This is a genomic window from Pseudoalteromonas sp. US3C1013 (assembly GCF_048401115.1).
Classification (GTDB): domain Bacteria; phylum Pseudomonadota; class Gammaproteobacteria; order Enterobacterales; family Alteromonadaceae; genus Pseudoalteromonas; species Pseudoalteromonas undina.
Genome location: NZ_CP183075.1, coordinates 330,291 through 356,794 on the forward strand (window position 1 = coordinate 330,291; position 26,504 = coordinate 356,794).

Annotated in this window: 25 protein-coding genes; 24 read left to right on the forward strand and 1 reads right to left on the reverse strand. The window is 35.3% G+C overall.

Annotation, left to right across the window (positions count from 1 at the left end):
- The first annotated feature begins 290 nt into the window (after positions 1-290).
- The 23 genes from ACNSN2_RS01535 to wecA all read left to right on the forward strand — a co-directional run bounded on the left by ACNSN2_RS01535 (position 291) and on the right by wecA (position 24,291).
- Entirely contained in the window at positions 291-1,109 is an 819-nt protein-coding gene (locus ACNSN2_RS01535; RefSeq protein ID WP_010390598.1) for a mechanosensitive ion channel family protein, read from the forward strand.
- A gap of 96 nt (positions 1,110-1,205) precedes the next feature.
- Positions 1,206-1,988: a DUF481 domain-containing protein gene (locus ACNSN2_RS01540; protein ID WP_109875403.1), complete on the forward strand. Its 783-nt coding sequence runs from the start codon at positions 1,206-1,208 to the stop codon at positions 1,986-1,988.
- Positions 1,989-2,111: 123 nt separating this feature from the next.
- Positions 2,112-4,778: an SLBB domain-containing protein gene (locus ACNSN2_RS01545; protein ID WP_418608291.1), complete on the forward strand. Its 2,667-nt coding sequence runs from the start codon at positions 2,112-2,114 to the stop codon at positions 4,776-4,778.
- 519 nt (positions 4,779-5,297) lie between these two features.
- Positions 5,298-6,260, forward strand: coding sequence for a Wzz/FepE/Etk N-terminal domain-containing protein (locus ACNSN2_RS01550; protein ID WP_418608293.1), 963 nt, complete (start codon positions 5,298-5,300; stop codon positions 6,258-6,260).
- A 93-nt stretch (positions 6,261-6,353) separates the two neighbouring features.
- A complete protein-coding gene (gene rfbB, locus ACNSN2_RS01555) occupies positions 6,354-7,457 on the forward strand; it encodes a dTDP-glucose 4,6-dehydratase (RefSeq protein WP_418608295.1) in 1,104 nt (367 codons plus the stop codon).
- A 1-nt stretch (position 7,458) separates the two neighbouring features.
- The gene (rfbA, locus tag ACNSN2_RS01560; RefSeq protein ID WP_418608297.1) at positions 7,459-8,334 is read left to right on the forward strand and encodes a glucose-1-phosphate thymidylyltransferase RfbA; all 876 of its coding nucleotides are present in this window, start codon (positions 7,459-7,461) and stop codon (positions 8,332-8,334) included.
- Positions 8,335-8,336: 2 nt separating this feature from the next.
- Complete coding sequence (locus ACNSN2_RS01565; protein ID WP_418608299.1) at positions 8,337-8,741, forward strand: sugar 3,4-ketoisomerase; 405 nt, start codon at positions 8,337-8,339, stop codon at positions 8,739-8,741.
- Positions 8,738-8,983 (forward strand): hypothetical protein, encoded by a 246-nt coding sequence (locus ACNSN2_RS01570; protein ID WP_013464013.1) that lies wholly within the window; start codon positions 8,738-8,740, stop codon positions 8,981-8,983. Before ACNSN2_RS01565 ends, ACNSN2_RS01570 begins: the two co-directional genes overlap by 4 nt.
- Complete coding sequence (locus tag ACNSN2_RS01575) at positions 8,964-10,310, forward strand: AMP-binding protein (RefSeq protein ID WP_418611342.1); 1,347 nt, start codon at positions 8,964-8,966, stop codon at positions 10,308-10,310. The genes ACNSN2_RS01570 and ACNSN2_RS01575 overlap by 20 nt, the downstream gene beginning before the upstream one ends.
- Position 10,311: 1 nt before the next feature.
- Positions 10,312-11,037: an SDR family NAD(P)-dependent oxidoreductase gene (locus ACNSN2_RS01580; protein WP_013464015.1), complete on the forward strand. Its 726-nt coding sequence runs from the start codon at positions 10,312-10,314 to the stop codon at positions 11,035-11,037.
- A gap of 2 nt (positions 11,038-11,039) precedes the next feature.
- Positions 11,040-11,780, forward strand: a complete 741-nt coding sequence (locus ACNSN2_RS01585; protein WP_013464016.1) for an N-acetyltransferase — start codon at positions 11,040-11,042, stop codon at positions 11,778-11,780.
- Positions 11,781-11,799: 19 nt separating this feature from the next.
- On the forward strand, positions 11,800-12,903 hold the full coding sequence (locus tag ACNSN2_RS01590) for a DegT/DnrJ/EryC1/StrS family aminotransferase (protein WP_418609031.1): 1,104 nt from the start codon (positions 11,800-11,802) through the stop codon (positions 12,901-12,903).
- Positions 12,900-13,460, forward strand: coding sequence for an acyltransferase (locus ACNSN2_RS01595; RefSeq protein WP_418608304.1), 561 nt, complete (start codon positions 12,900-12,902; stop codon positions 13,458-13,460). The genes ACNSN2_RS01590 and ACNSN2_RS01595 overlap by 4 nt, the downstream gene beginning before the upstream one ends.
- A complete protein-coding gene (locus tag ACNSN2_RS01600) occupies positions 13,457-14,698 on the forward strand; it encodes an O-antigen translocase (protein ID WP_013464019.1) in 1,242 nt (413 codons plus the stop codon). The genes ACNSN2_RS01595 and ACNSN2_RS01600 overlap by 4 nt, the downstream gene beginning before the upstream one ends.
- Before the next feature lie 2 nt (positions 14,699-14,700).
- The gene (locus tag ACNSN2_RS01605) at positions 14,701-15,537 is read left to right on the forward strand and encodes a glycosyltransferase (protein ID WP_418608306.1); all 837 of its coding nucleotides are present in this window, start codon (positions 14,701-14,703) and stop codon (positions 15,535-15,537) included.
- Between the two features lie 36 nt (positions 15,538-15,573).
- Positions 15,574-16,653: a polysaccharide pyruvyl transferase family protein gene (locus ACNSN2_RS01610; RefSeq protein ID WP_418608308.1), complete on the forward strand. Its 1,080-nt coding sequence runs from the start codon at positions 15,574-15,576 to the stop codon at positions 16,651-16,653.
- Between the two features lie 40 nt (positions 16,654-16,693).
- Entirely contained in the window at positions 16,694-17,794 is a 1,101-nt protein-coding gene (locus ACNSN2_RS01615; RefSeq protein ID WP_418608310.1) for an EpsG family protein, read from the forward strand.
- A gap of 15 nt (positions 17,795-17,809) precedes the next feature.
- Entirely contained in the window at positions 17,810-18,898 is a 1,089-nt protein-coding gene (locus ACNSN2_RS01620; protein ID WP_418608312.1) for a glycosyltransferase family 4 protein, read from the forward strand.
- Positions 18,898-19,974 (forward strand): hypothetical protein, encoded by a 1,077-nt coding sequence (locus ACNSN2_RS01625; RefSeq protein WP_418608314.1) that lies wholly within the window; start codon positions 18,898-18,900, stop codon positions 19,972-19,974. The genes ACNSN2_RS01620 and ACNSN2_RS01625 overlap by 1 nt, the downstream gene beginning before the upstream one ends.
- Positions 19,975-20,003: 29 nt before the next feature.
- The gene (locus tag ACNSN2_RS01630; RefSeq protein WP_418608316.1) at positions 20,004-21,107 is read left to right on the forward strand and encodes a glycosyltransferase family 4 protein; all 1,104 of its coding nucleotides are present in this window, start codon (positions 20,004-20,006) and stop codon (positions 21,105-21,107) included.
- 203 nt (positions 21,108-21,310) lie between these two features.
- Positions 21,311-22,066: a 3-deoxy-manno-octulosonate cytidylyltransferase gene (gene kdsB, locus ACNSN2_RS01635; RefSeq protein ID WP_418608317.1), complete on the forward strand. Its 756-nt coding sequence runs from the start codon at positions 21,311-21,313 to the stop codon at positions 22,064-22,066.
- Entirely contained in the window at positions 22,066-22,998 is a 933-nt protein-coding gene (locus ACNSN2_RS01640; RefSeq protein WP_418608319.1) for a KpsF/GutQ family sugar-phosphate isomerase, read from the forward strand. The genes kdsB and ACNSN2_RS01640 overlap by 1 nt, the downstream gene beginning before the upstream one ends.
- Positions 22,999-23,214: 216 nt before the next feature.
- Entirely contained in the window at positions 23,215-24,291 is a 1,077-nt protein-coding gene (gene wecA, locus ACNSN2_RS01645; RefSeq protein ID WP_418608320.1) for a UDP-N-acetylglucosamine--undecaprenyl-phosphate N-acetylglucosaminephosphotransferase, read from the forward strand.
- Positions 24,292-24,496: 205 nt separating this feature from the next.
- Here wecA and kdsA read toward each other — a convergent pair whose 3' ends face one another.
- Positions 24,497-25,351, reverse strand: a complete 855-nt coding sequence (gene kdsA, locus ACNSN2_RS01650) for a 3-deoxy-8-phosphooctulonate synthase (RefSeq protein ID WP_418608322.1) — start codon at positions 25,349-25,351, stop codon at positions 24,497-24,499.
- A 266-nt stretch (positions 25,352-25,617) separates the two neighbouring features.
- On the opposite strand from kdsA, the gene galU reads away from it, so the two are divergent.
- A complete protein-coding gene (gene galU, locus ACNSN2_RS01655) occupies positions 25,618-26,502 on the forward strand; it encodes a UTP--glucose-1-phosphate uridylyltransferase GalU (protein ID WP_138595500.1) in 885 nt (294 codons plus the stop codon).
- Positions 26,503-26,504: the final 2 nt, after the last annotated feature.

Genomic DNA, 26,504 nt, shown 5'->3' on the forward strand with positions numbered 1-26,504 from the left:
GTGTGGCGCGCATAATACATAATATCCCTATGCTTGTGAAGCAAAAAATCAAAAAAAATTAAACTTATTATAAGTATTCTAAATTTAAGCTTATTGGCAACGGGCAACGGGCAACGGGCAACGGGCAACGGGCAACGGGCAACGGGCAACGGGCAACGGGCCTAAAAACTCCACAACCGCGGCTCAACCCCCTAACCCCTTAGTAAAACGTTGTTGCAAACACCTATTAAAGATTTACAATACTACAAACAATACCGCTAAACTGCTTAATAACACTATCAGGAGTTAATATGGATTCAATACTCAATTGGCTGAATGAAAATTCAGGCTTAATTTTACACTATGGTATTCAAGCAGTTATAGCGCTTGTTATATTTTTACTCGGTGGCCGAATTGCCAAGTTTTGTGCAAATTTAACCGCTAAAGCATTCGACAAGAAGAAAGTAGATGTAGCGGTTTCATCGTTTGTATCTAGTATTGTGTATGCCATTGTATTTGCAGCCACTATTTTAATGGCGCTGTCACAAATCGGTATCGAAACCACGTCATTCATTGCGATTTTAGGTGCTGCAGGTTTAGCGGTTGGCTTAGCACTGCAAGGGTCGTTATCTAACTTTGCATCTGGTGTGCTAATTATTTTACTACGCCCATTTAAATCTGGTGACTACGTTGAAGCCGGCGGTAAAGCTGGTACGATTAAAAAAATCGAAATATTTTCAACAGAAATGCGCACTCCTGATAACAAAGTTATTGTAATGCCTAATTCAAAAATAATGTCAGATGCGATCATTAACTACTCGCGCGAAGCAACGCGTCGCGTTGATCTTGTGATTGGTGTTGGCTACGACGCCGATTTACGTAAAGCAAAAGAAGTACTTAAATCAGTACTAGATAACGAATCACGCATTTTAAAAGATCCTGCATACAACGTATCGGTTTCTGAACTTGCCGATTCAAGCGTTAACTTTATCGTACGCCCTTGGGTTAACTCAGAAGATTACTGGCCAACATACTGGTCGTTAATGGAAAACATTAAAATAGCGTTAGACGACGCCGATATTACTATTCCATTTCCACAAATGGATGTGCATTTGCACAAGCAAGACTAATTTTTTAAAAAGTTATTAAGGTAATGCTCACGTTAGGTTTGCTAACGTGCGCGCTGCTTTAAAGAGCATGAATATTTTTTACAGGGTTATTTTTTAATGAAACTTAAGCTTTTATCAATTTTAGTAGCAGCCTCAGCTACAACCAGTGCATTTGCATCAGAAGAAGAACAAAAAACCTGGGAAGTAACCAGTGAAGTGGGTGCTATTATTACCAGCGGTAATACAGAAACAACGACCTTAAAAGGCGGTATTAAAGTATTGCATAACTTAGAAAGTTGGAATAACGAGTATAAGTTAGACGGCATCTACAAAGAAGATGAAGTAGAAAACGACGACGGTACAAAAGAAAAACAGCGTACTAACGAAAAGTACTCTATTTCAGCGCAGGGTAATTACAAATTAAACGAAAAGCACGCTCATTTATTTATTTATGGGTCGCACGTATCAGACTACTTTGGTGCATACCGAAGTGAATCAGTTATCTCAGCTGGTTATGGTTTACGTTTATTAAACGAGTCAAACATGAAGCTAAACGCTGAAATTGGTCCGGGTTATAAGTATTTTAAATATCCAGATATTAGCGAAGAGGTTGATGAAAACGGCAACTCATTAGCGGGTGAATACGAAGGCGAAGTGATTGCCTTAGGTAAAGTAGATTTTAGCTGGAGAATTTCAGACAACGCGCGTTTTACTCAGTTAGTATCGGTGGAATACGGTGATACCAATACTAAAACTCGCTCAGAAACCGCTCTTCTGACTAAAATTAATGGCTCACTACAAATGAAAGTGGCCTACAATATAACCAACAACTCAGACGTGGCTGATGACAAAGAAGCAACTGATACAGAGACCTCATTAACACTTGTTTACAGCTTTTAACATCAAGTAGTAAATAAATTGTAATAAAACTATGAAAGGGGCTAAAGTCCCTTTTTTATTTGCTCATAAATAATGTATGATACCCACCAATTTTTGGTTGTAGACCTAGGGAAATACCTACTCGTGAACGTTATTAAATATTTATTAAGTGCTTTTGTACTTATATGTAGCTTTAGCACATTAGCATTTGCGCCAACAGCCGCTCAACTAGAGCAGTTTCAAAAATTACCTAAGTCACAACAACAGGCTCTGGCAAAGCAGTATGGCGTGGATATTTCAAGCCTTGAAGGTGCTGGTAGCACTAATGGCAAAAATAACGAACAAGACAAGCCCACAGTAGGTGAGCGTAATGCCACCGACGAACGAGCTTTTACAGATGAAGAGCGATTCAAGCCAGAAGATAAATCAGTAAAGCCATTCGGTTATGACCTATTTGCAGGCGAACCAACCACATTTATGCCTAATGAAAGCGCTCCCGTTCCTGATACGTACTTAGTAGGGCGTGGCGATCAACTATTAATTAACTTTTACGGTAAAGAAAGTGAAAGCTTTGAAGTGATTGTTGACCGTGAAGGCCGCATTAATATTCCCGATTTAAGCCCTGTACAAGTAGCGGGTTTAACCTTTGCTGAAGTTAAAGAACTAATTAAAGTAAAAGTAGAGCAAGAAGTTATTGGTGTTAAAGCGTTTGTATCGCTTGGCAAACTTCGTAGTATTCGTATTTTGGTTTTAGGTGAAGCATACAAGCCAGGCAGCTATAGCGTATCATCACTAACGACAGTGTCACATGCATTATTTATTAGCGGTGGCGTATCGGATATTGCTTCACTACGTAATATCCAAGTAAAGCGTGGTGGTAAACTTGTTTCTAATTTTGACCTATACGATTTACTTATTCGTGGTGATAGCAGCAACGATATTATTTTAAAGCCTGGCGATGTGGTATTTATACCGTCGGTTGGAGAGCAAGTAACCGTTGATGGTTTAGTAAAGCGCCCTGCTATTTTTGAGCTTAAAAAAGGTGAAACGGCAGAACATTTATTAAAAATGGCCGGCGGTATTAAACCTAATGCTTATGCCAAAAGTGTGATTGTTGAGCGCTTTAATAATCAACACAAAGAAGTGCTTTCAGTAGACTTTAGTAAAAAGCAGGTTAACTACACTCCACAAGATGGCGATCGTATTCGTTTTAGCGCTATTGGCGAACAATACCAAACTTCAATTAGTTTAATTGGTGCAGCAGTTCGACCGGGTAATTATCAGTGGTACAAGGGTAAACGCATTTCAGATATTTTAGGCTCTGTGCGTGGTGATTTATTACCACAGGCCGATTTAGATTATGCATTAGTAGTGCGTGAAATCAACGTAAATGGTGATATTGAAATTCATCAGTTCGATTTAGCAAAAGCCATTACAAAAAATACTGAGAACAACTTACAACTCAACCCTAACGATAAAATTATTGTATTTAGCCGTTTTGAAGAAAAAGCTTTAGAAGATATAGCGCTTGCAAATTTAGCGTTAACTAAAGAGCAGCAAGAACAGCAACGCAAAGCAGAGCTATGGCATGAATACCAACAAAAAGAGTTTGAAAAATACGTTGGTGTAATAACTGAAGAGTCAGAGCCAGAAGAAGAAAATCCAAATTTAAGTATGGCTCAAATGCTTGAGAAAAAGCTAAAAGAGCAAGAAGAGGATGCTAAAAGCTTTGCACTATTTAGCCGACATAATTTACTTAAGCCTGTAATTGCTAAGTTAGAGCAGCAGGCCAGTGTAATGCAGGCTATGCAGATTGTTGAAATTACTGGCAGTGTAATGTACCCAGGTATTTACCCGTTAATGGAAGGTGGTGAAGTAAAAGACTTAATTACTGCCGCCGGCGGCTTGTTAGAGTCGGCTTTTACGCAACAAGCAGAAGTAACAAGAATTGCCACTAATGATGTATCAAATATTGAGCATATTAAATTTGACCTAAAAAGCGCCATGCAAGGTAAAACAGCATCTAATATTTCATTACAGAGTAAAGACAGCGTAAATATATTTGCTATACCAAACTGGCAAGAAAACCTAAAAGTAGAGCTTAAAGGTGAGCTTAAATTTCCTGGTACTTACACAATTCGCCGTGGCGAAACTCTAAGTAACTTATTGGAGCGCGCTGGAGGTTTTTCTGAGTTTGCAGCAACCAATGCAGCTGTATTTACTCGTAAATCAATTAAAAAACAAGAGCAACAACAGCTATCGCGTTTATCTACCGAGCTTCGCCGTGATATAGCATCTAAAAGTTTTCAAAGTTCAGTAAGTAGTAACACACTTACTTACGATGAAATGAATAAGCTACTAAAGGATCTTGCTAACGTAGATGCGGTTGGACGATTAGTTATAGATTTACCGCTTATTGTCAACAACCAGCAAAACCTAATATTACAAGATGGCGATGTACTTTATGTACCAAGTGAGCGTGACTCAATTAGCGTAATAGGTGAAGTTAACTACTCTACATCGCACCTATATAAGGCAGGCGTAAGCGTAGACGAATACATAGATCTAAGCGGTGGCTTAAAAGAGCGCGCTGCTGATGACCGTATTTACATTATAAAAGCCAACGGCTCAGTAAAAATACCAAATACCGGCAACTGGTTTGCAGTTAATAACTCAAACCAACTTGAACCAGGAGACACTATTGTTGTCCCACTAGATGCCGGCCATATGGATAAGCTAACGCTTTGGAGCACCGCAACACAAATTCTATATCAACTAGGTGTAGCAGTAGCAGCTATAAGCGGTATTTAATATAATGTAGTGCGGGTTTATCCCGCAGCTGCTCTAAGGCTCGAGATTTTAGGAACTAGGTTTTAGGCTGAGATTAAACCAAACACAGTATTTGGATTTAAAGAAGTCGGGCTTTATGCCGCGCAAATGTAGCAGCGACTTTATCTCGCGTTAAAAACAATAGTTACATTCACAAAGAGGTTAAGAGAGCGCTCCGCTTAAGAGGGAGACATAAATAAAATGGGTATGCTTTCTCATTTTCTCTCATTCACTTCTCTTTGTGCATATTATTTTAAAGAGTGGCTTTATGTCGCGTAAATGTAGCAGCAGGTTTGGTGTTACGAGGGACGAGTTAAAGTTCCTAAAACAATAACTTGACCTAATGTTCTCGTTATTCAATTTTTGATAGCTGATAGCTGATAGCTGATAGCTGATAGCTGATAGCTGATAGCTGATAGCTGATAGCTGATAGCTGATAGCTGATAGCTGATAGCTGATAGCTGATAGCTGATAGCTGATAGCTGAACTTATGAGATTTAAATGGAAAACAACTCAAACAATCTAAATCAGGCAAATACATCTTTGCAAAACAACATTGCTGATGACGAAATAGATCTACGCGAACTATTTACCGCTATTTGGCAAGGTAAGTGGATCATTATCGCTATAACCACCTTATTTGCTGTGGCATCTGTTTTTTATGCCATAAATCAGCCTAATATTTATAAGTCTGAGGCGTTACTTGCCCCTGCTGAGCAAGATAAAGCCGGTGGTTTAGGTGCATTAGCTGGCCAGTTTGGTGGCCTAGCAAGTTTAGCTGGGGTTAACTTAGGTTCAGGTGGCGGGGTTGATAAAACGCAAATGGCGCTTGAGGTACTAAAGTCTCGCAAATTTACCAGCGAATTTATTAAAAAACATAATATTTTACCCGATTTAATGGCGGCTAAATCATGGAATCAAGAAACTAATGCGATCATCTACAATCCAGAAGTTTATAATAAGGTTGAAAATAAATGGGTTCGAGAAGTCAAGCCCTCTTTAAATCCTGAGCCCTCAATGCAAGAGGCTTATAATAAATTTAAAGACATAGTATCCACGAGTGTTGATAAAGAAATAGGCATGGTAACTATTTCAGTCGAGCATCTATCACCTTTTGTTGCGCAACAATGGGTAAATTGGTTGGTTGCAGACTTAAACCAAGTAATGAAAGCTCGCGATGTAGAAGAGGCAAATAATAGTACTGATTTTTTAACTAAACAAATTAAACAAACTAAAATAGCGGATATACGCGCTGTTTTATATAAATTAGTAGAAGAGCAAGCAAAAACTATTATGTTTGCCAATGTACGTGATGAATATGTATTTAAAACAATTGATCCTGCGATAGTACCAGAGCAAAAGTTTAAACCGAAGCGAGCTTTAATTTGCATTTTTGGTGTTTTGGCTGGAGGAATGTTAAGCGTATTGTTGGTTCTAGTTAGGTATTATATAAAAAAAGGTTAATGTAACACTTTTTACAGATGCTTAATTATTTGCACCATGCACTATTATTTGTGCCATTACAGTTAAATTTAATTACTAGTTCAAGGATAAATTGTGAGAATCATTGTTACTGGCGGCGCAGGGTTTATTGGCTCCGCGCTAATACGCAATATAATTGAAAATACAAACGATTCAGTTATTAACCTAGATAAACTTACTTATGCAGGTAATTTAGAATCACTTAAATCCATAGATAACAATGAACGCTATACTTTTGAACAGGTTGATATTTGTAACCGTGAAGAATTAAATCGTATTTTTAAAAAGTATCAGCCTAACGCTGTTATGCACTTAGCTGCTGAGAGTCATGTTGATCGCTCAATTACAGGACCTGCGGAATTTATTCAAACTAATATTGTGGGTACGTATAACCTATTAGAAGCGGCTCGTGAATATTGGAATACGTTGGATTTAGATGCCAAACAGGCTTTCCGGTTTCATCATATATCTACCGATGAAGTATATGGTGATTTACCTCATCCAGATGAGCAAGGTGAAAATACTACAGGTAAAGAGCTTCCATTGTTTACTGAGCAAACAGCTTATGCACCGAGTAGCCCATATTCCGCGAGCAAAGCGTCAAGCGATCATTTAGTTCGTGCGTGGTTACGTACTTATGGCTTCCCGACCATAATTACAAACTGCTCAAATAATTATGGCCCTTATCACTTCCCTGAAAAGCTAATTCCGTTAGTTATTCTTAATGCATTAGAAGGCAAAAAACTGCCAATATATGGTAAAGGCGACCAAATTCGTGATTGGCTTTATGTAGAAGATCATGCACGTGCACTATATAAAGTAGTAACAGAAGGTAAAGTTGGCGAAACATACAATATTGGCGGACATAACGAGAAGCAAAATATTGAAGTAGTAAAAACCATTTGCAGTATTCTAAATGAGTTGGTACCAAAAAAGTCGAGTTATGCCGAGCAAATAACATTTGTTAATGATAGACCAGGGCACGATCGCCGATACGCTATAGATGCATCAAAGATGAGTGAAGAGCTTAACTGGCAGCCTGTTGAAACTTTCGAAACAGGGCTTCGCAAAACGGTTCAGTGGTATTTAGATAACCAAACATGGTGTAAAAACGTGCAAGATGGTTCATACAAGCGCGAGCGCTTAGGTGAACTAAACACACGAGTAGAAGGAGAGTAGTATGAAAGGGATTATCCTCGCGGGCGGCTCGGGCACTCGTCTTTACCCTATTACAATGGGGGTATCAAAGCAGTTATTACCAATTTATGATAAACCAATGATTTATTATCCGTTGTCAGTATTAATGTTAGCGGGCATTCGCGAGGTGCTTATTATTACTACCCCAGAAGATAGCGACTCATTTAAGCGTTTATTGGGAGATGGATCACAGTTTGGAATTGAGCTTAATTATACATCACAACCAAGGCCTGATGGCTTGGCACAAGCTTTTATTTTAGGCGAAGAATTTATAGGTTCAGATGATGTCTGCCTGATACTAGGTGATAATATTTTTTATGGACAAGGCTTTACACCTAAGTTAAAGCACGCTGTTAAAAATGCTAAAAACGGCCAAGGCGCTACTGTTTTTGGCTACCAAGTAAAAGACCCTGAGCGTTTTGGCGTAGTGGAGTTTGATGAAAATCAAAAAGCAATTTCGATTGAAGAAAAGCCAAGCAATCCAAAGTCACACTTTGCTGTAACAGGATTATATTTCTATGATAACTCAGTAGTTGAAATGGCCAAACAAGTCCAACCATCGCACCGTGGTGAACTTGAAATTACCTGCCTTAATGAAATGTATTTAAAGCAGCGTAATCTGAATGTAGAAATGCTAGGCCGTGGTTTTGCTTGGTTAGATACAGGTACTCACGAAAGCTTGCTTGAGGCTGCGCAATTTGTTGAAACAATTGAAAAACGACAAGGTTATAAAATAGCATGCTTAGAAGAAATAGCCTTTAATAATGGCTGGTTATCAAAGCAACAAATTAAAAACCTAGCTCAGCCATTTATAAAAAATAGCTATGGCCAATATTTATTAGAAATTATTAAGGGTTAATAGTGAGTTTAATCAAATTAATTGATTTTCCTTCTTTAGGTGACGAGCGTGGCTCATTAGTTGCTATTGAAGGTAATAAAAACATTCCCTTTGATATTAAAAGAGTGTACTACATTTTTGGTACTCAACAGGGTGTTGCTAGAGGCTTTCATGCGCATAAACAATTAAAACAAGTCGCTGTTTGTATTGCGGGTAGATGCCTTATTACTCTTGATAATGGGTTCAAAAAAGAAGAGGTTTATTTGGATTCTCCATTTAAAGGCCTTTTGATAGGGGATATGGTCTGGCGTGAAATGCATGACTTTAGTGATGATTGCGTTTTATTGGTGTTGGCAAGTGAGCAGTATGATGAATCAGATTATATTCGAGATTATGACGATTTTTTAAAACAAAAAGGTGAATTATGAGAGCGGTTATACTAGAAAAATTTAATGAAGCATTAGAGCAAACAGATAAAGAAAAAACATATACTGATATAAAAGATGACCAAGTTTTACTTGAAACAGAACTCGATTCATTAGGCTTTGCTATTTTAGTTGCATTACTGGAAGAAGAGTTAGATATTGACCCATTCCAGATAATGGATGAGCCGGTATACCCAAGAACTTTTGGTGAATTTGTTGCAATTTATGAGCGAGCAAATGGCTAGCAAGCTTTTAGAGTATATAAATTTAATACCTTCAGATAGATGTTTTTTAAAAACTGGCGAGAAGTTAGTTACTTATAAGCAGCTAGATAAACTTACATCAGATTTTGTTGGCAAATACAGTTATTTGAAAGGCAAAAATTGCGCGCTGATTGCTTACGATAGATTTTCGCTAGCTTTATATTTGCCAGCTGTTGATTATTTAGCTGGTAGTGTTTTTTTACAGGCGAATGATTTAGATGATTCGGTCGTTAATAGTTTTTATAAAAAAGCTGAAATCGAATTCATAATCACTATAAGTAAACACAATCAAATTGATATTAAAACCATTAACTCTCCAAAAAGTGGCTATGCTGCTAATGGATGGCTTTTAGCTACCTCCGGAACTACAGGGACGCCCAAGTTAGTATCTTACTCATTAGGTAAGCTAATCAGTACGGCTCAAAAAAATATAAAGCGTGGGGCTGATTACAATTGGGGACTATGCTACGACTTAAACAGATTTGCAGGTTTGCAAGTTTATTTGCAAGTTGTAGTAGCTGGTTCAACGCTGACTATTAGTGAAAACGACCACTCTGTTCACGATATGGTTAACATTTTTAGCTTAAATAAGGTAAACGCAATATCTGCTACACCTTCTTTTTGGCAAAAAGTCTTAATGTCTGAAAATAGTTTACAGTTACAATTAAACAAGATTACTTTAGGCGGGGAAATAAGTAGCCAAAGTATACTTGACGCACTTGCTTATCAATATAAAGGGGCAACTATAACGCATATATACGCCTCTACTGAGGCAGGTGTCGGTTTTGCGGTTAAAGATAAACAAGCAGGCTTTCCTGTTAATTACCTTGATAATGACAATAGCTTGGATATTAGTCTTAAAATAGTAGAAAAAGAATTGTGGGTTAAAAGTACACGTTCTAATAATCAGCTTTTAGCAGGTGATGTAGAAATCGACGATCAAGGCTATGTCAATACCGGTGATCTTGTAGAGTGTATTAAAGATAGAGTTGTTTTTTTAGGCAGAAGTAGTGGAGCCATCAATATTGGTGGTAATAAAGTAATGCCTGAAAAAATTGAAGCTGTGTTAAATAAAATTGAAAGTGTTAATTATTCCAGAGTATTTGGTAAATCTAATTCAATGCTTGGCGCTATTGTATGTGCGGAAATTGTTTTAACAACAGCCGGAAAAAGCTTAGATGCAAAAGAAGTGAAAAAGACAATCATAAAACAGTGTAAAAATGAATTAGATACGCATGAGGTACCCGTATTGCTGAAATTTGTTGATTCAATTGCAATTAATTCAACGGGTAAGTTAATAAGGTTTTAGTATGAAAAAAATAGTTATAGTTACAGGTGCAGGTAAAGGCTTAGGGTTAGCTCTATGCCACCAACTACTAAATAGCAACTATAAAGTAATTGCTGTAAGTAGAACACTAACTGAAGAGATTAAAAAGTTAGTTGAGAGCTATTCGGATGACTTTTGTTTTTATAAATACGATTTCTCGGATACTGCTAATATTTCTAAGCTTGTAAAGGAAATAACTAGTGCTCATGGCCGCCCGTATGGATTAATAAATAATGCCGCAATAGGTAATGATGGTGTTTTAGCTACAATGCATGAAAGTGATATATCCCAAATCATTAAAGTTAATATAGAAGCACCTATTTTATTTACTAAATATGTTTCACGTTCAATGTTGTTAAACAGAGATGGAAGAATTATAAATGTAGGTTCAATTATTGGGTCTACAGGTTTTAATGGCTTAAGTGTATATGGGGCCACAAAATCTGCGCTAGGTGGGTTTACTAAGTCGCTCGCGCGCGAGCTTGGTAAAGCTAATATAACTGTTAATACTTTAGCCCCAGGTTATATGGAAACAAATATGACTGGTGACCTTAAAGGCGAGAAGTTAGATAAAATAAAAAGAAGAAGCTGTATAGGAAGATTAGCAAGTGTCGATGATGCGGCAGCTGCAGCGTTGTATTTACTTTCTCCTAATGCTGCAGGTGTAACTGGAACAACTTTAACGGTAGATGCAGGTAGTACGGCGTAATTATGATACATCAAACAGCAATCATCTCTTCAAATGCAAAAATTGGGCATAATGTTACTATTGGAGCTTTTTGTATAATACATGATAACGTGGAGTTAGCAGATAACTGCGTTGTTGGAAGTTACAGTGAATTGGGTTTAATAACTCCTTTGGCGAATGTAAATCAGCTCATTATTGGCGAAGGAAGCATTATACGCAGCCATTCTGTAATTTATAATGGTTCAATCATTGGAGAAGGGTTTTCAACTGGTCACCATGTCACTGTTCGCGAAAATAGTTTAATTGGAAAAAATGTACAATTAGGATCACGAGGTGATATTCAAGGTGATTGCTGTATAGGTGACTACACGAAAATGCATGCCGATGTCCATGTTGGCAAATTTTCAAATATAGGTAGTTATGTGTGGCTATTTCCTGAAGTACTTTTAACTAATGATCCAACTCCACCAAGTGAAAACTTGCAAGGTGTTACAATTGGTGACTTTGCAGTTTTAGCTGCTAAAGTGCTTGTTCTTCCTGGTGTTAAAATACAAAAAGATGCTGTTATTGCAGCAGCTTCAGTTGTTAAAACTGACGTCCCAGAAGGGAAGTTATTTTCAGGTAATCCTGGGAAGGTTGTTTGTAATGCAAGTATTTTAAGGTGCGCAGATAACCCTAAGATAAAGGCTTATCCTTGGAGAAAACGATTTCATCGTGGATATAGCGAAGATGATATTCAACAATGGTTGAGTGAAAGTAAATAATTATGGTAGCCGAAAAAATATGATTCCGTTTTTAGATTTAAAAGCAATTAATACGCAGTATCAACAAGAACTTAAAGATGCTTGTTCACGAGTTATTGATTCTGGTTGGTATATCATGGGTAAGGAATTAGAAGCTTTTGAAGCCGAGTTTGCAGAATATTGCGGAACAAAGTTTGCTATAGGTGTTGCTAACGGGTTAGATGCGCTTACATTAACACTGAGAGCATGGAAAGAGCTAGGTAAACTAAAAGCTGGCGATGAAGTAATCGTGCCAGCAAATACTTACATAGCTAGTATTTTAGCGATTACAGAAAATGGTTTAGTACCTGTATTTGTTGAGCCTAATAACGACACGTACAACCTATGCCCTAAAATTGTAAGGTCAGCCATTACGGATAAAACAAAAGCTATATTACCAGTTCATTTATATGGCTTGATTTCACCTATGCCTGAATTAATGGCTATTGCTGATGAGTATGAATTATTAGTATTAGAGGATTGTGCACAATCTCATGGTGCGCAAATAAATGGTAAAAAATGCGGTAATTGGGGGCATGCTGCAGGTTTTAGTTTTTACCCTGGAAAAAACCTAGGTGCATTAGGCGATGCTGGAGCCGTAACAACAAATGATCTAGAATTAGCTAATACATTAAGAGCACTTCGTAATTATGGCTCCCATAAAAAATATGAAAATTTATATAAAGGTGTAAATAGCAGGCTTGATGAAATTCAAGCTGCTATGTTGAGTGTTAAACTTAAATATTTAGATAAAGATACTGAAGTTAGGCAAAAAATTGCCAAACGCTACCTTAATGAGATAAGTAACCCGCATATTTCATTGCCTTCTAATCATGAAGAAATGTCTCATGTATGGCATTTGTTTGTCGTTAGAAGTAGATATCGTAATCAATTGCGTGATTATATGCTTGCAAATGATGTTGCCACTCTTGTCCATTACCCGATACCTCCACATAAACAGGCTGCTTATACTGAGTTTGCAGCCCAAGATTTAGCTATTACTAGCTCAATCCATAATGAAGTCATTTCATTACCTATAGATCCAACTCTTTCTAATGATAATGTTTCAGCTGTTATAAAGATTATCAATGAGTTCAAAGTGTGAAGTATCTTCTAAAAAAATCAGTGAAGTACGTATTTCAAAAGTTACGTGTATTTTTTTATACTTTAATTTCAGATAGAAAAGTTAATATTAATCGTTGCCAGCCTGTTATTGCCTCAGGGGCTGGCGTATTTAGTATTCATAAGTCTGTTAAGTTTGGTGTAAAAACCTCCCCTAGTTTTTATAATTCTTATTCGTATATAGAAGCAAGAAAAAAAAGCAGTAAAATAGAGATAGGGGAAGGCACCGTTTTTAATAATAATGCTTCTATTATTGCTGATGTAGGAAGTATTACTATTGGGAATAAATGTATTATTGGCACTAACTTTCATGTAATAAATTCCGATTTTCATGCAATAAATAGGCATGAAAGTTGTGAGATTAAAGTCTCAGATGTAAAAATAGGTGATAATGTATTTATAGGTAATAATGTTTCAGTTCTCAAGGGCGTTTATATCCCATCTGATAGCGTTGTTGCTAACGGTTCAGTAGTCACTAAACCTATTAATGAAAAAGCTATTATTGGCGGTAATCCAGCTAAAGTATTAAAGCTATTATGAATTTAATAAAAACGTCAATGTTATCGGGTGTCGCAACAGTTATTCGAATAGCAACAGGATTGTTAGTAACTAAAATTGTAGCATTTGTAGCAGGTCCAGCTGGTGTTGCTTTAATAGGGCAGCTTCAAAATATAGTTAATTTATTAATGCTGTTTGCTGGCGACTTTTTAAAAACAGCGATAACAAAGTTTACTGCCCAATATCATGATGATTCAGGTAAAACAAATGAAATCTGGTCAGCATCTTTATTTATTATTTGTAGTTTAAATATACTTTGGTTTATAGCTGTTTTTACCTTTAGCGAGCAGATAGCTAACTATTTTTTGTCTGATTCTGGTTACGGTTATTTATTTAAAATCTTTTCTATTAGTCTACCATTTTATATTTTAAATAGTTTTTTGATGTCAGTATTAAACGGGCGGAGATTAATTAAGCAATTTATACTTTTAAATATATGTACAAGTATTATTTCATTGTTGTTAGTTGCGCTATTTAGCTATTTTGGCGGCATGAAGTGGACTTTAATATCTTATGTTACAAACCAATCGATTGTTTTTTTTATAACCTTCTACATTATTCGAAAAGAACAGTGGTGTGTGCTAAAAAACTTCAAAAGTAAAGTTAAAGTAGAGGCTTTAACTAAATTAATGTCGTTTGCTCTAATAACTTTTACTTCTATTTTGGTGTCTAATAGTTCCTTAATGTTTATACGTACGCATTTAATCGAAACGTTATCAGATGTTGATGCGGGGAACTGGCAAGCAATGTGGAGCTTATCACAAGTTGCACTTTCATTAATAACAACGAGCTTGTCAACTTATCTACTTCCTCAGCTTTCATCTAACTTGGAATCCAATGCTGTAAAGCGTGAAATATACGCTGCTTTAAGATTGATACTTCCCTTAACTATAATGATAAGTGCAGGTATATATTTATTGAAAGATTTTATTATTTTGATCTTATATACAAATGCGTTTATGGCAATGAAAGTTCTATTTTTGCCGCAACTAATTGGTTGTTGTATTAAGGTTTGTGGTTGGTTATTTGGGTATGTTTTAGTTGCAAAAGGTTTGGTAAAACTGATTGTTATTTCAGAAGTAATATTTGCTATCAGTTGGTGTGTTTTAACTATTTTACTTACTCCTGAGTTTGGGGTTATAGGTGCTGCTTATGCATTTGTAATAAACTCACTCTTACACACAGTTACAATGTTTTTAATTTTTAAATTTAAGGTTTGATTTTGACTCCCAGTGCTTGCATAGCTATATCTACATATAATAGTGGAAATTACATTAAAGACACTATTAACTCTTGTCTAGCGCAAACTTATAGTAATACTAAAGTTATTGTAATAGATGACTGCTCTACGGATTCCACAGTATCTTTATTAAAGGACTATGGCGATAAGATACACTTAATTGAGCTGGAAAAAAATCAGGGTATTACAAAGAATATAAACCTTGCAGTTGAAAATGCCGAGAGTGATTTTATTATATTTTTAGGCCACGATGACATTTTACCTCCAGCTCATGTTGAGCTAATGATTTCTGAGTTTATAGAAGATGATATTGTAGCTGTGCATTGTAATAGCCTCATAATAGATTCAGAGGGAAAGGAAATGTCTTTCTCTAGAAATGATGAATTGCAAAAGAAAAAAAGCGCGAATGCATTGTTTGAGTTAGCTAAAAGTAATTTTATCCAAAGTTGCGGCATGATGCATAGGGTTAGTGCATTTAAACAGGCTAAGGGTTGGGATGAGCGTTTTAAGTTTTATGGTGAGTGGCTCTATTACATAAAGGTTTTAGGTATTGGAAGGATAAAGTATACAAGCTTGACTTACTCATATTATAGGCGGCATGAAACTAACATCAGTAAATCTCTTCGTAGTAAATCGCTAATGAAAAGTTTTACTTCATATTGTAAAGAATGTAGGCGATTAGCTTTTGCTAGTGGGGAGTTTACTGTATTTCAAAAGTTAAATTATATAGCGCATATTTTTTATATTAACTTCATTGATGCTATACCAATGAGTTTTAAAAGATATGTAAAAAGAATGTTGAGCTGCATGAAGCTGTAAGCTCCTGCTAAATTTAATTAATGAAGGTGAGTTTTTTTGAAAAAAAGAATATTAACAATAAACGAATGTTATTCTGACAATATTGGTGACCGCGCGATATCGTTGAGCCTAAACAATATACTAAATGAGTTGGGTTATAATGCTATAACAAACGTTGATTATACTCGCACAAAAGCTGCGACTCCATCTAGTAAAGTAAGTACAAAAAACAAGACTAGCTTTTTTAGCAATTACCTTATCTTGTTACTCAGCTTCTTGGGAGTTAAAAAGATATTCATAACTGCAAAGTGGTTTATAAGTAACTTTCGTAGAATTAAAAAGTCATGCAATAGTGACTTTTCAAGCAGTGTTATTGGTGGTGGTCAATTAATTTTAGATAATGAAAACTTTCCAATTTCTTTTTATTTATGGTGTTATTTTTTGAGTAAAAGGAATATAAAAATACATGTTTTCGGAGTGGGGGTGGGTGATAAGTTTGGTTTCTTATCCTCTGCTTTGTTTAAAAGCGCATTAAAAAAATGTAGCTCAGTTACTGTTAGAGACAAGCGTTCGCAAAAAAACTTAAAAGAAAACTTTAGTATTGACGCTCAGCTAGGATTTGATGTTGCTTATAATTATGACTTTGATACAAAAGTTGACATTAAAAGTACTAATGAGAAAGCTGTCGTAGGGATTACTGATTTTGAAGTTTATAACTTATATAAAAATGAGGCTAGTAACCCAGAATTAACCATTGATGAGTATTTTTCTTTGTGGCACAAGTTAATAACAAGTGAGGGGTTTTCATCTATTTGTTTAATGGCTACAACAAATAAAGATTTGATATTAACTAAAAATTTCTATAAGTATTTGCGAAGTAGACAACTCGATTTTGAGGTTGAGTTTGTAGACGAGCTTCTTTCAGTAAAAGAGTACTTTAAAAAATTAACTGAGGCTGATACCGTCTTGTCAGGAAGAATGCATTCTCTTATTTTAGGTGAAGTTGCTGGCTGCAATATAAGAACTTTTGAAATTTCGAATAAACTAAAATCCTATGAAGAGCAGCGCTCTGTAAGCGGTTCAATTCAAGATAGACGGCAGAAAACACTAGGCTTAATGAAAAAAAATCTTATCTAATGATTTTGATAGCTGTTTGTATTTAGGGAATTTCATTTTTATGATCTGGTTTTTTGTTAGTCTGCAGATTTTTTTAGGTCAAATAGTTATAAGGAAGTTTTTTGTTTCTGCCTTGTTATTATTATTGACTACTCTTTCTGCGTTTCGCTATTACGTGGGCTCTGACTTTACCAATTATGTCATACTATTCGACACGGCTAAGGTAGGTAACTTCGTACCTGTAGAGCCCTCTTTTTCCCTTCTATCAGAGTTGTTGGGTTCTCTAGGGTTTAATTTTCAAGCAATTATTGTTTTATATTCAGTACTAACAATGCTATTTATATTCATGGGGTTAAGAGGGATTTCAAAAAGGCATAGCTTCTTATCGATAACCCTTTTATTTGTATATTTAACTTTTTATTTCCCAAGTATGAGCATAATGAGGCAAGCTTTAGCTGCCGCAATTGTTTTTTGGGCCACAATTACGTTTCTCTATAAAAATAAATATTTTACTTATTTTTTGTTTGTTCTGTTGGCCAGCTTTTTTCACTTCAGTGCGATTTTATTTTTATTTTCCTATCTACTAAAGGCTGTTAAATTTTCAAGAGTGATATATCTACTCTGCATATTTATAGCACTTCTTTTGGGAGCTACAGTTTTTCGGGATATATTGCTTAATGTAATGAATGTTATTGGTTTTTCTTATAAAAATCATCTTAATCACGAAGATGGCGGCACCGTTTCGTTAGTATTTATAATAAATACCTTCATTTTGTGTTCTATGTTTATTTTTATAATTAGAAATGGTGTTTCAAATTTTAATTTAAACTCTAGGTTCTTGGTCAATATAATCTTTTTCCTGATTATTGTTAGGATGCTTTCATTAGAGTTTGTTGTATTTAATAGAGTTGGATCGATCTACACGGTTTTCTTACCTTTATTTATTTATGAGTTCGTCTATCGAAAGTTAAAAAATGACTCTCGTCTGATTTTTATGATTTTCTTGATAGGTTTATTTTTTATGAACGATTTTTTCAGGCAAGCTAAAGATTATTCTTATTACCAATATTCGATAAACTTTTGTCTCATCGGAGAACCTTGTCCTATTCAATTATTTGGAGAACAAGATCCAAGATTCATTCGAAATAATGAAGAATGGTAATTGGAAGTTTTTAATATGAAAAAAGTAGTGGTTTTTTCTCATGAGTTTCCTCCATCACTAGGTGGGGCAGGTACAATAGCTGAAATACTATATAAATTTTTCAGTGACTCCCAAGATTACGCTGTTAGTATAGTAACATCCAGTAAATCTGCTTCGTATCAACAAGGGGATTTATATACATCTTTTTTGCCGCCAATGTTATGGCCTATTTCCTATTATATAGAGTACAAAAGAGAGCTAGAAAGTGCAGATGTAGTTATATGTAACGATCCGGCTGCCATTTATAATGCCGGAAGATACTTTAGTAATGAGTTATTATCAAAAACTATTTGCTTTATTCATGGTGAAGAAAAATATTTAGGTGATCCAGACCTATTAACGAAAGCTATTAGGTTCAGTAAAAATTTTTTGAGAGCTATTTATAATTCCTATAAGGTTATATTTGTTTCTAAATATATACAGGAGTTTTATTTAGAACAGCACAAAGTTGATATGGAGTTAGTCAATGCAAGTATTGTAAATCCCGGAGTTTACTCGGCTGGTAATGATATCTGCGGTGTAGTTAAGCCCAGATGCGCTAATTTCATAACTGTCTGCCGCTTAAACGAAAGAAAGGGATTTGCGCATATGCTTAATGTTTTTGAGCAATTAACTAAGCTAGGTCTGCAGTTTAAGTGGGACATTGTTGGTGATGGACAGTATATGGATGAACTTAAACAAATGATTAATCAAAGTTCTATTAGTAATTACATAAATATTTTAGGCCCAGTTAATAGGAGCCAACTACCAGAAATATATAAAGCTAATGATTATTGCATCCTGTTATCTGAGCTGAATGAGTCTTATGGTTTAAGTTACCTTGAAGCTGCCCACTTTGGAGTAAAGCCTATAGGTTATAGTCGCTGTGGTGTTAAGGATGTATTTAATCATATTGAGAATGGCTTGTTACTTGATAACTATAAAAATATAAAGTTAAATGCCAATGACATATATTCTTTTGTTTCTAGCACAAGTATGCTGAGTGCATCCTCTTTTAGGGGGACGAAAGAGTTCGCTAGAGACATAGAGAATATAGTCCTAAAACTTTTTAAAGATAAAGTATAATGCATATATTATTTTCTGAGCATGAAAGTTTTTATCGCGATTTAGGCTTAATAGATAAGCCCGGATTAGTTTACACATTTGGTGGTTGTCGTTTTTACAAAAAAAAGAGTATTTTTTTTGATAAATTCGATAGCTTTGTTTGTGCCTTTTATACAATGCCACATAATGTGTTATTAACATTAAAATTTAAAGAGTTAAATAAAGCGACGATATTATGCACTGATGGTGTATTTGATTTTTCTAATGCTATTACTAACCCAATGGTAAGTAAATATGGTGTTACTATGTATCATCCTATAATACAGTCTCACTTTTTATGTGTAGGCAATACCGAGAAATCTTATTTTTCAAATCAAGTAAGTTCTTTTAATTATTTGCCCAAAAGAGTTTTGTCAAAAAGTGATATGTTGATTTTACCGAATACAAAAAAGATACTGATAACTACTGCGAACACATCTTATTTTAATGACTTAGAGTTTGAGTCCTTATCTAACTTAATGCTTGATACAATTAAAGTCCTAATAAAAAAAGATGTACTTTTTGCTGTTAGAGTTTTTGATCAAAGGCTTTTAGCATTTTTAGAGTTGAACTTACAAATAGAGTTTGAGAATGATATTAAATTTGATTTTGAAAAAACTTTAGAGGCTTACTCTGGTGTTGTAACAACACCTAGTAGTATAGCGATTACAGCCATGTATCATAAGAGAGCTGTAGGGTTATTAGTTTACAGAGATAAGCCTATGCTTTTGCAAAGTGGTTGGTTAATACCGTCGAGTGCTGTTTTTGAACAAAATTTAGAGAGCTTTTTAGCATTAGAACCTCAACGTTTAAGTATTCAAATGGATATATTAAGGACTTATTTAGCGAAAGAAGGCATTACAGAATTGCTAGAAGAGCTAAGTAACTCAAAAAGTATTTCAAGAGCAGAGGAATGCGAACAGCTTCATATTAATCAAAATATGTTTAATATGCTGAACTCTAGTTTTAATTTTAACTGTGAATGGTCGGTTCGTCAGTTGTATCTTAAAGTGAAGCAAAATAAGTTTATCAAAAAGCTTAGGTTACGCATTCAATAAGCTTATATTAACTTCTATATAGAGTAACAATGAAAAAGATAGTTCACATACAAGTGATTCCTCAATTATCAGGGGTTCAGCAGGTTTCTTTAGATATATTAAAGGGTTTGGATAATAGTTTTGATAAATATATTTTATTTGGTGGAAAACCCTTAGATAACTCATTCAATCAATATTTTGAAGAACACAATATTAAAGTGGTTTATATTGAGAGCTTAGCTCGCGATATATCATTAGACGATTTTCAAGCTTTTTGGGATTTATATACTTTTTTCAAAAAAAACAATTTTGACATAGTCCATACAAACTCAACAAAACCCGGAATTATAGCTCGCGTAGCTGCAAAAATGGCTAGAGTTAAACAGGTTTATCATACTGTCCACGGCATTGCTTTTCATCAGCATGAGAAGCCTACTAAAAGGTTCATTTATTATTTATTAGAGATCATATCCACATTGTTTGGTGATAAAAATATCACAGTTAATAAATATTACCTTAAATACTATCCTCGTATTATTTGTAAGTCATTAGCAATACATAATGGCGTTGATTTCTCAGAACTGAAAGTAAATAAACGTAAGTCAGATAACTGTGTGAATATTGGCTTTTTTGCTCGTTTAGATAAGCAAAAAGATCCTCTTACATTTATAAAAATAGTCAAAGCTTTAACTGAACAAAAACAAATAACCCAAAATGTTCACTTTTATTTAGCTGGCGACGGCGAGCTTCGAGAGCAGTGTTTAGAGCTTATTAAAAAGTTAAAGCTAAATGAAGTTATTACCTATGTTGGTTGGGTATCAAATAAGTCAGACTTTTTTAATAAAATAGATATTTTATGCCAGCCATCTTTATGGGAAGCTTTTGGGCTAAACTTAGTTGAAGCTGGTTATTTTGCTATACCTTGTGTTGCCTCTGATGTTGAGGGTATACCCGAAGTGATCAAGCACAACGAAACAGGTATTTTGTGTCCTGCTCAAAATGTAGAGGTATTTTCAGAGGCTATAACTAAGCTTGTAAATGATACTAAATATCGGTCGCAGCTATCTGAGCAGGCCGCTATTTATGTGAAAAAGTATTTTCAACAAGCTACCATGGTTGACGAATATCAAAAGCTCTATTTAAGTGATAATTAAACTTGAGTTATTATTATAGTAGATTTTGGGAATGATTTTACTATCCTAGACTAAGAGTATAGCTTGCTCTTTTATTGATTTCCATATGGTTAGTGTGAACTCTGGGTAAAAATTAGTTTGCATGCGTAGTTACCAAAGTTGATAATATTGGTAACATACCCCCTACAATGTAAAAAATCATATAAAGAATAATTGGATTTACTTTGAATAATATTAAAGTAGTTATACCAGCTAGGTATGGCTCTTCACGCCTACCTGGGAAACCCTTATTACCAATTTGCGGTATGCCTATGGTCTACCATGTTGTACAGCAATGTCTCTCAGCAAACGTCTCGTTAAATTCTATTATCGTTGCAACTGATGATCGACGTATATTAGATGCCATGAACGAACTTAACATACCTGTGCGGCTAACGTCATCTGAACACCAAAGTGGTACTGACAGAATTCATGAAATTGCCATATTAGAAAACTGGAAAGATGATGATGTTGTTTTAAATATTCAAGGCGATGAACCCTTAATTCCGCATAAATTAATAAACGAAGTTGCTAACTTTGCGTTACATTATAGGCATTTTTCTATAACAACTGCAGTAACGCGAATTTCTAAACAAACTGACTTCTTTAACCCAAATGTTGTCAAAGCTATTTTAGGTGAAAAAAATAGGGCTTTACATTTTACTCGTTCTGCAGCCCCTTATAACCGAGAAAAGCCTTCTGACTTATCTTTAGCTTTTCGGCATGTGGGTATTTATGCATACTCTGTAGCTTCTTTAAAGGAATTTTGTAGCCATTCAGAATCTCCGTTGGAGCAATACGAAAAGTTGGAGCAGCTGAGAGCTACAAGTAATGGAATGTCAATAGGTAGTGTTATTTATGATGGCGATATCCCTCATGGGATAGATACTGAAGAAGATTATCAAGAAATAAAAGAATTAATGGAGCGAGAAAAAAAATAATGGATTTCAAGTCAATTCAAATAGCTAAAGAAGTGATTCAAACAGAGATTGATGGCTTAGTATATATGTCTTCTTTATTGGATGATAGCTTTGCTAAAGCCGTTAATAAAATTATTAGCACTTCTGGTCGAACAATTATTTGTGGGATGGGGAAATCAGGCATTATAGGAAAAAAAATTGCCGCTTCCTTTGCAAGCACAGGGACACCTAGTTTTTTTATGCACCCAGGAGAGGCTTTTCACGGTGATCTTGGAATGGTTAAACATAAAGATATTTTTATAGCTATTTCAAATTCAGGTGAAACTGATGAAGTTTTAAAATTACTACCTTTTTTGAAAGATAATGGGAACTTTATCATTGCGATAACAGGAAATGTAAATTCAACGTTAGCTCAAAATTCACATTGCCACCTTGATATAGCTGTACCTAAAGAAGCTTGTCCTCTTCAATTAGCCCCTACTTCATCTACTACTGCAACCCTAGTGATGGGAGATGCATTGACCGTTGCTTTAATGGATGCTAGAGATTTCAAGCCTGAAAATTTCGCTCGCTTTCATCCTGGTGGGAATTTAGGGCGAAGGCTTTTAAGTAAGGTTGCTGATGAAATGTATACTGAATCCCTTCCTGTTATCTCTCCAAATAGTTCATTTATTGAAGTAGTTCACTCAATAGGTAAAGGTAAGCTAGGTATTGCAATTGTTGAATTTTCAAATCATTTTGGAATTATTACTGATGGCGACATCAGAAGAACTATGGATTGCAAATACAAAGCTGCTTTTGATTTACAAGCATCTGATATAGCAACTCATAATCCATTAAGTGTTTTAGTATCGAGTAGGGTTCATGAGGCTATAAGCGTCATGGAGTCCAAGAAGGTTAATACTCTTTTAGTGATGGATGGTGAAAACTTAGTTGGCGTTATTAAAAAGTAGTTTCAATTTTTAAGTTGTTTATTCAATCACATATTTATATAGCTCTAATTAAAAGCTTTAGATATCATATGAAGTAATCAATAATAATCTGGATTGTTGATTAGACTTAGTTCAACAAAATAGTTTTATTTGTTCGAGTTATAAGACTTTAGATAATATGGTCATTTAGGTTCAGATAAGTAGTTATACAGTTAAAATTTAGAGTTGCGAGATGATATGATAATCGACCTTTTATTTACCTTTTTCTTGGCATTCGCCGTGTTATTTTTTATGCGTAAGGTTGCACGTAGGGTTGGTTTAGTTGACAAGCCTTCAGGGCGAAAAATGCATACGGGTAATGTGCCACTAGTAGGTGGTGTAGCAATTTGTATAACTATAGTTAACTATATTTATACACATCCAAATATGATTAACCATGCAAACTTATACATGCTCTGTATTTGCGGGTTAACAGCTGTAGGCGCATTAGACGACCGTTTTGATTTAAGCGTAAAAATACGCATGTTAGTTCAGGCATTAATATCCGTAGCTATGATTTACTTTGCTAATGCAGAACTACATACATTGGGGAATTTACTTGGTTTTGGCGCTATTGAGCTTGACATGTTTGGTGGTTTTATAACTGTACTTGCTGTTATTGGCTGTATTAATGCGTTTAATATGGTTGATGGTATTGATGGACTACTAGGTGGTTTGTCAATAGTTACTTTTGCGAGTATTGGTATACTACTCTTGCTTGCTGGTGAGCAAAGCCTAAGTTATCTTTGTTTGCTACTGGTTGTATGTATGTTGCCATACATAATGATGAATTTGGGTTTAGCTGGTCGTAAAAGAAAAGTATTTATGGGCGATGCTGGCAGCATGATGATTGGTTTTACAGTTATTTGGTTGCTTATTGGTGCAAGCCAAACGGCTGGTAATCCGATGATTCGACCTGTTACAGCGTTATGGCTTATTGCGGCACCGTTAATGGATATGGTGGCAATTATGGTGCGCCGTGTTAAACAAGGTAAGTCGCCATTTAAGCCAGATCGTGAGCATTTACATCACATATGTCAACGTTTAGGTTTTTCACCTTTACAAACATTATCTCTAATCTGTTTTATAGCAACAATTTTTGCAACTGTTGGTATAGTTGGTGAGATTTTATTGGTGCCTGAGTACATTATGTTTTATGGGTTTATTATAATTTTTACTCTTTACTTGGTATTTTTAATCAATTATTGTACGGTTATGAATTACTTTAGGCGTAAATTAGATTTGCCTGAAAAAAAATATTCCTCAACAAATTGATGAGAACATTAGAACTCATGCTTATATTAGTTATTTACAATAGTTTTGTGGGCTCATCTAGAAAGTTATAACTATATAATTGATGTAAGTACGTATCAAAAAGAGATGAAATTTTCTCTTTAGTGCTTGATTCATAAAAAATATATGTTTACTCACGCTATTAATTTTTAGCAGTCAACTTAATAGCGTGGCTTTATGGATTAACCTATAAATTGTTAGCGCTAGTATCAAGTGGTTCAAGGTTTTTTATTAAATCGTCCACTGCTTTCATTTGAGTTAAATAACCTTCTAGCTTATCAAGTGCAAGGGCGCAAGGGCCGTCGCACTTTGCTTCATTAGGGTTAGGGTGTGCTTCAATAAATAGTCCAGCAATTCCTAACGCCATACCACTTCTAGCTAATTCAGCTGCTTGTGCTCGACGACCATCGGCAGAGTCAATACGTCCTCCGGGGCGTTGTAATGCATGTGTTGCATCAAAAATCACAGGTGCCATACTTTTCATATCATCCATGCCAAGCATATCAACTACAAGATTATTATATCCAAAACTTGAACCGCGTTCACATAACGCTATATTGTTATTGCCTGCCTCATTAAATTTAGTAATGATATGACGCATCTCGTGTGGAGCTAGGAACTGTGGTTTTTTTACGTTTATGATGGCTCCAGTTTTAGCCATCGCAATGACTAGGTCCGTTTGGCGTGCTAAAAATGCAGGTAGTTGAATAACATCAACTATCTCTGCTACAGGAGCTGCTTGATATGGTTCGTGTACATCTGTAATCAATGGAATATTAAAAGTTTTCTTTATCTCTTCAAAGATTTTTAAACCTTCTTCCATGCCTGGGCCTCTATAAGAGTTGATTGATGAACGGTTTGCTTTATCAAATGAGGCTTTAAATATATAAGGAATATTTAATTTATTTGTTACTTCTACATAACGCTCAGCAACGCGCATTGCTAAATCACGAGATTCTAATACGTTGACTCCACCAAACAGTACAAACGGAGTATTATTGGATAATTCAATATTATCGATTTTTATAGCTAGATTATTCATTTATTTCCTTTAGGCGTTAACTCATTCTGCATTTCTTGAGGTATGAAATTTACTTTTGTATTATGCTTTAGATTCGTATTTAGTTTAACTAAACTATTTTCAGTTTGTATATAATTTATTTTTTAAGCAGAAAAAATAAATTATTATCACAGCTATATTCTGTTGGCTTATTATAAGTTGAAGGCAAGTGTATTTATTCAGGTTGTATATATTTAGCTATGCTACTTTTGTAAGTAAATGTACTCATTCAAATTAAAGGACTACCTGTGAAAGCTGTAATTCCTGTTGCCGGTTTAGGTACCCGTATGTTGCCAATGACTAAGGCAATCCCTAAAGAAATGCTCCCCTTGGTTGATAAACCGCTTATTCAATACATTGTAAATGAATGTGTAGCTGCGGGTATTAAAGAAATTGTACTCGTAACACATAGCTCTAAAAATGCCATTGAAAACCACTTTGATACCAGTTTTGAACTAGAGGCCACGCTAGAAAAGCGGGTTAAGCGCGCTTTACTTGAAGAAGTACGCTCTATTTGCCCTGCAGATGTGACTATTATGCATGTGCGCCAAGGTGAAGCTAAAGGCTTAGGACACGCTATTTTATGCGCCAAGCCAATTGTGGGTGATGACGACTTTGTAGTGGTGCTACCTGATGTAATCCTCGATGCTTATACGGCAGATCAAAAAACTGAAAATTTAGCAGCGATGATTGCTCGTTTCGAGCAAACGAAAGCCAGTCAAATTATGCTAGAACCGGTTGCTATTGAAGATGTAAGCAAATACGGTATTGCTGATATTAATGGTGTAAAGCTAACTGCTGGTGAAAGTGCAGTAATTAAAAGAATGGTTGAAAAACCAGCCGCAGATGTTGCTCCTTCAAACCTAGCCGTTGTTGGTCGTTATGTTTTAAGTAAAAATATTTGGCCATTACTCGCTAAAACCCATGTAGGCGCAGGCGGTGAAATACAGCTTACAGACGCGATTGATGCATTATTGGCTATTGATACGGTAGAAGCGTTTCATATGAGTGGCCGCTCACACGACTGTGGCGATAAGCTCGGTTATTTAAAAGCGATTGTAGAATACAGCATGCGAGATAAGAGCTTAGGCGATGAGTTTACTGAGCATATGAAAAAGTTGGTTAAAGGGTAACG

Coding starts and splice junctions, on each gene's coding strand:
- ACNSN2_RS01535 (WP_010390598.1), top strand. CDS start 291: ATGGATTCAATACTCAATTGGCTGAATGAAAATTCAGGCTTAATTTTA.
- ACNSN2_RS01540 (WP_109875403.1), top strand. CDS start 1,206: ATGAAACTTAAGCTTTTATCAATTTTAGTAGCAGCCTCAGCTACAACC.
- ACNSN2_RS01550 (WP_418608293.1), top strand. CDS start 5,298: ATGGAAAACAACTCAAACAATCTAAATCAGGCAAATACATCTTTGCAA.
- rfbA (WP_418608297.1), top strand. CDS start 7,459: ATGAAAGGGATTATCCTCGCGGGCGGCTCGGGCACTCGTCTTTACCCT.
- ACNSN2_RS01570 (WP_013464013.1), top strand. CDS start 8,738: ATGAGAGCGGTTATACTAGAAAAATTTAATGAAGCATTAGAGCAAACA.
- ACNSN2_RS01575 (WP_418611342.1), top strand. CDS start 8,964: ATGAGCGAGCAAATGGCTAGCAAGCTTTTAGAGTATATAAATTTAATA.
- ACNSN2_RS01580 (WP_013464015.1), top strand. CDS start 10,312: ATGAAAAAAATAGTTATAGTTACAGGTGCAGGTAAAGGCTTAGGGTTA.
- ACNSN2_RS01585 (WP_013464016.1), top strand. CDS start 11,040: ATGATACATCAAACAGCAATCATCTCTTCAAATGCAAAAATTGGGCAT.
- ACNSN2_RS01590 (WP_418609031.1), top strand. CDS start 11,800: ATGATTCCGTTTTTAGATTTAAAAGCAATTAATACGCAGTATCAACAA.
- ACNSN2_RS01600 (WP_013464019.1), top strand. CDS start 13,457: ATGAATTTAATAAAAACGTCAATGTTATCGGGTGTCGCAACAGTTATT.
- ACNSN2_RS01615 (WP_418608310.1), top strand. CDS start 16,694: ATGATCTGGTTTTTTGTTAGTCTGCAGATTTTTTTAGGTCAAATAGTT.
- ACNSN2_RS01620 (WP_418608312.1), top strand. CDS start 17,810: ATGAAAAAAGTAGTGGTTTTTTCTCATGAGTTTCCTCCATCACTAGGT.
- ACNSN2_RS01625 (WP_418608314.1), top strand. CDS start 18,898: ATGCATATATTATTTTCTGAGCATGAAAGTTTTTATCGCGATTTAGGC.
- ACNSN2_RS01630 (WP_418608316.1), top strand. CDS start 20,004: ATGAAAAAGATAGTTCACATACAAGTGATTCCTCAATTATCAGGGGTT.
- ACNSN2_RS01640 (WP_418608319.1), top strand. CDS start 22,066: ATGGATTTCAAGTCAATTCAAATAGCTAAAGAAGTGATTCAAACAGAG.
- wecA (WP_418608320.1), top strand. CDS start 23,215: ATGATAATCGACCTTTTATTTACCTTTTTCTTGGCATTCGCCGTGTTA.
- kdsA (WP_418608322.1), bottom strand. CDS start 25,351: ATGAATAATCTAGCTATAAAAATCGATAATATTGAATTATCCAATAAT.